Here is a 9,280-nt window from a genome sequence, read left to right on the forward strand (position 1 = left end):
CGCCTACGTTTCACTACGGCGTCTATGTCTCGGCTCGGTCATAAAAAAATGCAAGCATTTTTCTGCGACACTCGCCTTCGGTATTACTCGTACTTGATCACGCCGGCCGGGCAGGAGTCAGCGGCGTCCTTGATTTCGCTTTCGTAAGCGGAATAGTCAACACCTTCCTTGACCTTCATCTTCTCGGGAACTTCGAACACTGCGTCGCAAGTAGCTTCGCAAGCGCCGCAAGATACGCACTCGTCGTTGGATTCGTCGAGCCAAACTTTCGTGATAGCCATAATATACCTCTTGTGTCTTTGGTTGAATTATGGGTATAATATAATAAAAACATTGCCGCTGCGGCCTCTTTTTTTTATTTTTGCGCGTAATTTCACTGCCTTGCAAGGCAAAACTCGAGAGGAACAAACCGAGCGATGAAAAAAGTGGTTGTAAAAATTGGTGGCAGCCTGGCTATCGACGAAGCCAAGCTGGCTGATTTTGTGTCGGCAGTTTCTACCCTCCCCGGTAGTGGCTGTCAGGTGGCCGTGGTTCACGGCGGTGGCAAGGATATCAACGAGAATATCGCCTTGCTCAAGGAACAACCCACATTCATCGACGGTCTGCGCGTGACGACCCCCGGCATCATGAAGATGGTCGAGATGACCCTCTCTGGCCACGTGAACAAGAAGCTCGTGCGCATGCTCCTGAACAACGGCTGTGGTGCCGTTGGTATTTCGGGCGTAGACGCGAACCTGTTCCAGGTCGAAAAGAAGCAGGGCAAGGTGGACCTTGGCCTGGTGGGCGAAATCAAGAAGGTGAACCCGGGCATTGTGACCGCGCTCTGGGGTGCGGGGTTTGTTCCCGTGGTAAGCCCGATTTCGATTGGCCCCGACGCAAACGGTAACGGCGTGAGCTGGAACGTGAACGCAGACACCGCCGCATCTGAACTGGCTGTGGCGCTCGAAGCCGATCAGTTTGTGCTGGTGAGCGACGTGCCGGGCGTGATGGACGAAAACAAGAATGTAATTCCCGAACTGAGCGAAGCGGACGCCGAAAAGCTGATTGAAGCTGGCGTCATCTCCGGCGGTATGATTCCCAAAGTCCGCGAGAGTTTCAAGTCGATCCGACGAGGACTCAAGAGCATCCACATCGTGGGTTGGAAGGACGCGGAACACTTTGGCAAACAAATTAATGGAGATTTAAACTATGGCACAATCTTGCGCTAACCTGCTCGAACAGGACAAACAAATTATCGCGCCGCTCTACGGCAAGGCAGACATCAACTTCGTGAAGGGCGAGGGCTCTTACCTCTATGACGACCAGGGAAACAAGTACCTGGACTTCGTGGCGGGTATCGCCGTGAATGCGCTCGGTCACCAGAACCAGGCGATTAAGGATGCTGTGGTGGAACAGATGAACCACTTCAACCATATCAGCAACCTTTACCCGAACTACCCGCAGATCGAACTCGGCAAGGCCCTCCTTGAAATTACCAAGTTCGACAAGGCGTTCTTCTGCAACTCCGGTACCGAAGCCAACGAAGGCGCTATCAAGTTCGCACGTAAGTACTTCGACCGGAAGGGCGAAAAGAACAGGCAGAAGATTATCACGTTCGTGAACAGTTTCCACGGAAGGACCTACGCCGCCCTTTCTGCGACGGGCCAGCCGGCTATCAGGGAAGGCTTCGGTTCCATGCCGGGTGACTTCGTGCACGTCACGTGGAACGACTGCGCTGCCTTGAAGGCCGAGGTGGATGGCAATACCTGTGCCATCATGCTGGAATCGCTGGCCGCCGAAGGTGGCGTGATGACGCTTTCGAAGGAGATGGTTGCAACGATCAATAGCCTGCAAAAGGAATGCGGCTGCCTCGTCATCGTTGACGAAGTGCAGGCGGGTATGGGCCGTCTCGGAACTTTCTGCGGTTTTGAAAAGTATGGCCTGAATCCGGACCTCGTAACGCTTGCCAAGGGAATTGGTGGCGGGCTCCCGCTCGGTGCGGTGCTGCTGCGCCAGAAGATTGCCGACCAGCTCAAGGCCGGTGACCACGGTACCACTTTTGGCGGTAACCCGATTGCATGCGCTGCAGGTCTCGCTGTCGTGAAGCAGATTCCGGGCCTGTTGAAGAATGTCGCCGAACGCTCTGCCCAGCTGAAGGCCGGTTTGGCTGCCCTTGTGGAAAAGTACAGCTTCGCCAAGGAAATCCGCGGCGAAGGCCTGATTCTCGGTGTGGCACTCGACGAATCGATGCCGGTGGGCAACATCATTGCTGCGGCCCGCAACGAAAAACTCATGGTGCTCAGCGCCAAGGGCAATGTGCTTCGTATGCTCCCGCCGCTGAACGTGAGTGCCGCGGAATGCGACGAGGCCCTCGCTAAGCTCGGCAAGGCTTTTGAAGCTGCTGCGAAGTAAATCGCCGTATTGTCATCCCCGACTTGGTCGGGGATCTTCTAATCATGAAAAAAGCCGCAACGAATTTAATTCGCTGCGGTTTTCGCGTTAATTTTATCAATTGGTTGCTTTTTGGAGCCAAAATAATCTACATTAGTAGGACAAAGAGACACAATTCACAAAAGGATACAATATGGCAAACAAGTACGCCGGAACCCAGACCGAAAAGAACCTCCAGGCCGCCTTCGCTGGCGAATCCCAGGCCCGCAACAAGTACACCTACTTCGCTAGCTGCGCCAAGAAGGAAGGCTACGAACAGATCGCCGAACTGTTCCTGAAAACCGCCGACAACGAGAAGGAACACGCCAAGCTGTGGTTCAAGGAACTCGAAGGCATCGGCGATACCGCTGCCAACCTGAAGGCCGCCGCCGATGGCGAAAACTACGAATGGACCGACATGTACGAAGACTTCGCGAAGACCGCCGAGGCCGAAGGCTTCAAGGCTCTCGCCAACAAGTTCCGCATGGTCGCCGCCATTGAAAAGCGCCACGAAGAACGCTACCGCGCCCTCCTCAAGAACGTGGAAACCGCCGCCGTGTTCGAAAAGAGCGAAGTCAAGGTGTGGGAATGCCGCAACTGCGGCCACATCGTCGTGGGCACCAAGGCTCCGGCCGCATGCCCGGTGTGCGCCCACCCGCAGTCCTTCTTCGAAGTGACCGCTGAAAATTATTAGTAGGGTGTCATCCCCGCGGCTTGTGCTGAGCATTGCCGAAGCAAGGCGGGGATCTTCATGCATTTCGGACCTTTTTTCCCTCGGTTTCGGCCGGGGGTTTCTTTTTTTCTAAATTTATGGGGCTAACAATTCCATAATGAGGTAAAAACAAAAAATGGCAAGAGCATTGATTATCGGTTGTGGCGCTGTCGCCACGGTTGCTATCAAGAAGTGCTGCACGGCAAGCGAAGTGTTCAGCGAAATCTGCATCGCTAGCCGCCACCGCGAAAACTGCGAGAAGCTCGCTCAGGAACTGCGCCCGAACACGAAGACGGTCATCACGACTGCCGCCGTGGATGCGGACAAGGCCGAAAATGTCTCTAAGCTCATCAAGGAATACAAGCCCGACCTGGTGATGAACATCGCGCTCCCGTACCAGGACCTCGCCATCATGGACGCCTGCCTCGAATGCGGCGTGAACTACATGGACACGGCGAACTACGAGCCCGAAAACATCGACGATCCGGAATGGCGCAAGGTCTACGACAAGCGCTGCAAGGAACAGGGCTTCAGCGCCTACTTCGACTACAGCTGGCAGTGGGCTTACAAGGAAAAGTTTGAAAAGGCCGGCCTCACGGCGTTGCTCGGCTCGGGCTTTGACCCGGGTGTTTCCCAGGCCTACTGCGCCTACGCCCTCAAGCACCAGTTCGACACCATCGAAGAAATTGACATTTTGGACTGCAACGGTGGCGATCACGGCTACAAGTTCGCGACGAACTTCAACCCCGAAATCAACCTGCGCGAAGTTTCTGCCCCGGGCAGCTACTGGGATACCGACGAGAACGGCAAGGGTCACTGGGTTGAAATTCCGGCCATGAGCATCAAGCGCGAATACGTGTTTGACGAAGTGGGCAAGAAGGACATGTACCTGCTGCACCACGAAGAAATCGAATCGCTGGCCCAGAACATTCCGGGCGTCAAGCGCATCCGCTTCTTCATGACATTCGGCCAGAGCTACCTCGACCACATGCGCTGCCTCGAAGACGTGGGCATGCTCAGCACGCAGCCCATCAAGTTCCAGGGCCAGGAAATCGTTCCTATCCAGTTCCTCAAGGCGCTCCTCCCGGACCCGGCAAGCCTCGGCCCCCGCACCGTGGGCAAGACGAACATCGGTTGTATTTTCAAGGGCACCAAGGACGGCAAGCCGAAGACCTACTACCTCTACAACGTGTGCGACCACCAGGAATGCTACAAGGAACTCGGCAGCCAGGCTATTGCCTACACGACCGGCGTTCCGGCCATGTGCGGCGCCATGATGGTGCTCACCGGCAAGTGGAACAAGCCGGGCGTGCATACCGTGGAAGAATTTGATCCGGATCCGTTCATGGAAGCCCTCACCAAGTACGGCCTCCCGTGGAAGGAAAACTTTAATCCCGTTCTCGTTGACTAGAGAGACCTGAGCAATGAAAAAATGGCGCATTGACGATTCCCGCGACTTGTACAATGTCAAGGGTTGGGGCGTGAACTTCTTCGACATCAACGAGAAGGGCCACGCTACGGTTCACCCGCTCAAGGAAGGCGGTCCGGACATCGACCTGTACGAACTCGTGCAGGAACTTTCGCTCCGCGACGTCTCCACCCCGATGCTGCTGCGCTTCCCGGATATCCTGGACAGCCGCATCGAGAAGATAAACGAGTGCTTCAACAAGTCCCGTCAGGAATACGGTTTCAATGGGAGCTACTACAGCATTTTCCCGATTAAGGTGAACCAGCAACGCGCCGTGCTCGAAGAAATCGTCAGCCACGGCAAAAAATACAACATCGGTCTCGAGGCCGGTTCCAAGCCGGAACTGCATGCGGTGCTCGCGAACATGGACAACCCTGATTCGCTGATTATCTGCAATGGCTACAAGGACGAGGACTTCATTGAACTTGCCCTCCTCGCGCAGAAGATGGGCAAGAAGATTTTCATCGTCGTCGAGAAGATGAACGAGCTCCACCTGGTGGTGGAACTATCTCGCCGTATCGGCGTGCGCCCGAACATCGGCATCCGCATCAAGCTGGCAAGCTCCGGCAGCGGCAAGTGGGAAGAATCCGGCGGATACCACAGCAAGTTCGGCCTCAACAGTTCCGAACTGCTAGAAGCGCTGGACTACATCAAGCAGGAGAAGATGGAAGACTGCATGAAGCTCATCCACTTCCACCTGGGTAGCCAGATTACGAACATCCGCCACATCAAATCGGGCCTGCGCGAAGTCTCGCAGTTCTATGTGCAGATTCGCAAGATGGGCATGAGCCTTGAATTCGTGGACGTGGGCGGCGGTCTCGGTGTGGATTACGACGGCACCCGCAGTTCCAACGCGAGCTCGGTGAACTACTCCATTCAGGAATACGCGAACGACGTGGTGTACGCCATGTACGAAGCCTGTGAAAACGGGGACGTGCCGCACCCGAACATCATTGCGGAATCGGGCCGCGCTCTTGCGGCGCACCATTCCATTCTGGTGTTCAACGTGCTGGAAACCGCCGGCCAGGCGTTCTTCGACGAGAATACGCACGAGATTGACGACGACGCTCCCGATGCATTGAAGGATTTGTACGGCATTTACAAGGGACTTACCCCGAAGAACCTGCTCGAAAGCTGGCACGATGCCATCCAGCTGAACGATGACGTTCTGAACGGTTTCAAGGTGGGCGATTACGACCTGCCGACGCGCGCCATGTGCGAACGCCTGTTCTGGAGCATCGTGCGCAAGGTGGACCAGCTCGCGAAGGACTTGCGCCATCCGCCTTACGAACTCAGCGAACTCCCGCGCTTGCTCGCACAGAAGTATTTCTGCAACTTCAGTTTGTTCCAGAGCCTGCCCGACAGCTGGGGCGTGGACCAGGTTTTCCCGCTCATGCCTATCCAGCGCCTGAACGAGGAACCCACAGTCGAGACGACCATCCAGGATGTCACTTGCGACTCCGACGGAAAAATCGACATGTTCGTCCGCGGTGGCGACGTGAGCCGCACGCTCCCGCTGCATGAACTCAAGAACGGCGAGCCGTACTACATCGCGGTCTACCTCGTGGGCGCCTATCAGGAAATCCTCGGCGACTTGCACAACCTCTTCGGCGATACGAACGCAGTCCACATCGTATGTAACGACAAGGGCGGCTACGAAATCGACAAGGTGATTGACGGCGAATCCGTGGAAGACGTGCTCGACTACGTGAACTTCAGCGACAAGGCCCTTGTGCGCACCATGGAAAACTGGGTGTCGCGCTCCGTGAAGGAAGGGAAGATTAGCCTGCAAGAAGGCAAGGAATTCCTGAACATCTACCGCGGCGGCCTTTACGGGTACACGTATCTGGAATAGGAAATGGTCATTGGTTATTAGTCAATGGTCAATAGAATTTATTCAGGCGCCGTAGGCGCGATTATCTAAACCAATGGCTAATGACTAGCATCTAACAACTAATGACCAATAACTAATGACTAGCAACTAGATCATGATTCACGAAATCGCTCCTCACAAGCTTCATAACGAATTTCGGGTGCAAAGCCCGAAACCGTCGGATTTTCTTGTCGTTTTTTTCGGGGATAAGAGCCTTCTCAAAAAGAACGGCGATTCCTTTGAAATTCCCAAGGTGGAAGATTTCAATCAAGGAAATATCCCGTGCCATTACCTTTTCAGCATTGACGATGCGGCGTATTTCCTGGCAGATTTCAGCGTTTCGAAAGAACTGGTAGAAAACGCGTCGGATGATTATGTCCTTTGTCCGGCCCGCACGTATCGTTACATGGGTGACCCGCTTTTACGCATGGGTGGCGCTACCGCCGCGCACATCGCTCACTGGGAAACGCTCAACAGGTTCTGCGGCCGCTGCGGAAGTGAAATGACCCGTAGCGAAAAGGAACGCGCAGTAGTTTGTCCTAAATGCAGGAACACCGTGTACCCGCGCATCTCTCCGGTCGTGATTGTGGCCGTCCGCAATGGCGACAAACTCCTGATGGCGCACAACATCGACAACCCGAACCCGCGACTCTTTCTCATCTCGGGTTTCGTGGAAGTGGGCGAGAGTCTTGAACAGGCGGTTCACCGTGAAGTTTTGGAAGAGGCTGGCCTCCGCGTGAAAAATATCCGCTATTTCGGGAGTCAGCCGTGGCCCTTCAGCGACTCGCTTATCGCGGGCTTTACCGCCGAACTCGACGGTGACGACACTATCCACATGCAAAAAGAAGAACTCTCCGAAGCCATGTGGGTCAGGCGCGAAGACATTCCCGAATACGAGACCGATGTAAGCATCAGCTGCTGCCTCATTGAGAACTTCCGCAGGGGATTTACGCTGGAATAACTTGAATATTCCAATATGGAATAATGGGGAAATACGCGAAATAAGGAGGCTTGTTTCGCCAAATAAGCCGTTACCCTATTGACATTATATCTATTTGAGTGTAAATTTAAGTATATGAAACAATATGTTTGCATGAATTCGCGTGCCCGTTCCTCCTGTGCGATAAGGGGGGGGGGGGGGCTCATTTGTGCAGTATGTAGACTTTCTCGTTTTTTCCGACAACATTTCGTTTTCCCCTTATTGCGCCGCAATTTTTTGCGTTCGCATTTTTCTATTACAGAATACTGAGAATAAATTATGAACTTTATCCATAAAGTGCTCTTTTTGTCCGTTGGGCTTGTTTTCCCCGCTCTTGCCACCCACGTGGCCGTGCTGGAAACTACCGCCGCAAAGGATGTTCTTACCCTCGAAGAAAAGCAGTACCTGACCGACGTGCTGCGTTCCGAGGCGGTGAAGGCGCTCCCTGCAGAGCAGAACTACACCATTATGACCCGCGAGAACATCAGCGTCATGCTCCCGCCTGGCAAGGCGGTCGAAGACTGCGAGGGCAGTTGTCTGGTAGAGACTGGCAAGAACATTGCGGCGGACTTTGTAGCGCAGGGGCATGTGGGCCGATTTGCAAATAACCTGACAATTACCGTCGAACTCTACGAGACTGCGGGCAACAAGCTTATGGGCAGTTTCAGCACCAAGGCTCCCGACATCGAGTCGCTGGAGGTGGAAATCCGTCAGAAGTCGAACGGGCTATTCTCGCGCATATTGGCCAGTTCCCTTGGCAAGGTGGACATGCAACCCGTACTTGCCGACAAGGTGGGGCACGAGGCAGAACTCGTGATAAAGATAGACGGCGAAAGCAAGAAGGACGGTCGCAAGTATGTACGAGGTGAATGGGAACTTGCGCCGGGAATCCATGAAATCGAATTCGAACACCGTTGTTACGAACCGCAAAAATTTAAGGTTAACGTGCAAAGCGGGACGACTGTGACGGTGAACAATTCGTTAGATCCGGCGATGGGAAGTTTTTCGCTGACGACGGAATACAAGGGCGCGTTCCGCGAAGTGCCTGTGTTCGTGAACGGAACCATGGCGGGGCGCACCCCGTTTACGGGCCGCGTGCCAATCTGCGCCAAGGTGGAAGTCGGCGAAGATGAATTCCGTGAGACGGTGGTGATGAATTGGAACGACAAGGATAGGCTCGAAATTACGCATAACCTAAAGAACGCCAAGCCTACGGCAGAAGAACTGCGAGCCGATTCTCTGGCGGTAGCCCAACAACAGATGGCGCAGGCAGCCACTGACGAAGCCGCCCGTGCAGCCGCTGCCAAGGAAAAGCGCTCGGCGATAGCGAAACCGGTATCTATAGCCATGATGGTGCTCGGGCTTGCAAGCGTCGGTGTCGGCGTCTACGAGAACATGGTTGCAAGCGATGAACGTAAAAAATACGACGAAGCGACGTTTGACAACCAGAAGGATTTTGACGACCAGTGGGACAAGGTCGAGTCTGCAAAGACGATGAGAAACGTTTTCTACGGAATCGGCGGTGGCCTGATTGGTGCGGGTGCCGTTGTGTTCTTTGTGTTCTGAGGATAGTAGACAGTAGGAAGGTTTTAACTATGAAAATCAGAAATCGAAATATGCAATTAGGAAAGGCCTCCTGTGCGTCATTATGTGCTAAGGTCCCTGAGCTTGTCGAAGGGCGGGCGAAGCAATCTGAACCGCACGTCATTGCGAGCCCGAAGGGCGCGGCAATCTATTGCTTAGTTTGGATTTGTAGGTTTTTTAATAGTGGGTTCATGAACAACCATATTCATTACCGGTTAAGTTAAAATATATCCTTTTTTCTTGTTAAGTGGTATA

8 protein-coding genes are annotated in these 9,280 nt (G+C 54.1%); 7 read left to right on the forward strand and 1 reads right to left on the reverse strand.

All coding sequences use genetic code 11. The features are described 5' to 3' along the window. Nucleotides 1-83: 83 nt before the first annotated feature. A complete protein-coding gene (locus BUB22_RS11680; protein ID WP_073115269.1) occupies nt 84-281 on the reverse strand; it encodes a ferredoxin in 198 nt (65 codons plus the stop codon). 135 nt (nt 282-416) lie between these two features. Between BUB22_RS11680 and argB the strand changes: the two genes are divergently transcribed. The 7 genes from argB to BUB22_RS11715 all read left to right on the forward strand — a co-directional run bounded on the left by argB (nt 417) and on the right by BUB22_RS11715 (nt 9,007). Further along, entirely contained in the window at nt 417-1,208 is a 792-nt protein-coding gene (argB, locus tag BUB22_RS11685) for an acetylglutamate kinase (protein WP_073115270.1), read from the forward strand. Beyond that, nucleotides 1,189-2,391, forward strand: coding sequence for an aspartate aminotransferase family protein (locus BUB22_RS11690; RefSeq protein WP_073115271.1), 1,203 nt, complete (start codon nt 1,189-1,191; stop codon nt 2,389-2,391). The genes argB and BUB22_RS11690 overlap by 20 nt, the downstream gene beginning before the upstream one ends. A gap of 172 nt (nt 2,392-2,563) precedes the next feature. Further along, nucleotides 2,564-3,103, forward strand: coding sequence for a rubrerythrin (gene rbr / locus BUB22_RS11695; RefSeq protein ID WP_072812223.1), 540 nt, complete (start codon nt 2,564-2,566; stop codon nt 3,101-3,103). 154 nt (nt 3,104-3,257) lie between these two features. Then, nucleotides 3,258-4,532 carry a saccharopine dehydrogenase family protein gene (locus BUB22_RS11700; protein WP_073115272.1) on the forward strand — a complete coding sequence of 425 codons (1,275 nt, stop codon included), beginning with the start codon at nt 3,258-3,260 and terminating at the stop codon, nt 4,530-4,532. A gap of 13 nt (nt 4,533-4,545) precedes the next feature. Beyond that, nucleotides 4,546-6,444 carry a biosynthetic arginine decarboxylase gene (gene speA / locus BUB22_RS11705; RefSeq protein ID WP_073115273.1) on the forward strand — a complete coding sequence of 633 codons (1,899 nt, stop codon included), beginning with the start codon at nt 4,546-4,548 and terminating at the stop codon, nt 6,442-6,444. A gap of 133 nt (nt 6,445-6,577) precedes the next feature. Further along, nucleotides 6,578-7,423: an NAD(+) diphosphatase gene (gene nudC / locus BUB22_RS11710; RefSeq protein WP_073115274.1), complete on the forward strand. Its 846-nt coding sequence runs from the start codon at nt 6,578-6,580 to the stop codon at nt 7,421-7,423. Nucleotides 7,424-7,720: 297 nt separating this feature from the next. After that, nucleotides 7,721-9,007, forward strand: a complete 1,287-nt coding sequence (locus BUB22_RS11715; protein WP_073115275.1) for a hypothetical protein — start codon at nt 7,721-7,723, stop codon at nt 9,005-9,007. Nucleotides 9,008-9,280 lie beyond the last annotated feature (273 nt).

Origin of the sequence: Fibrobacter sp. UWCM (genome assembly GCF_900129735.1) — a bacterium.
Classification (GTDB): Bacteria; Fibrobacterota; Fibrobacteria; order Fibrobacterales; family Fibrobacteraceae; genus Fibrobacter.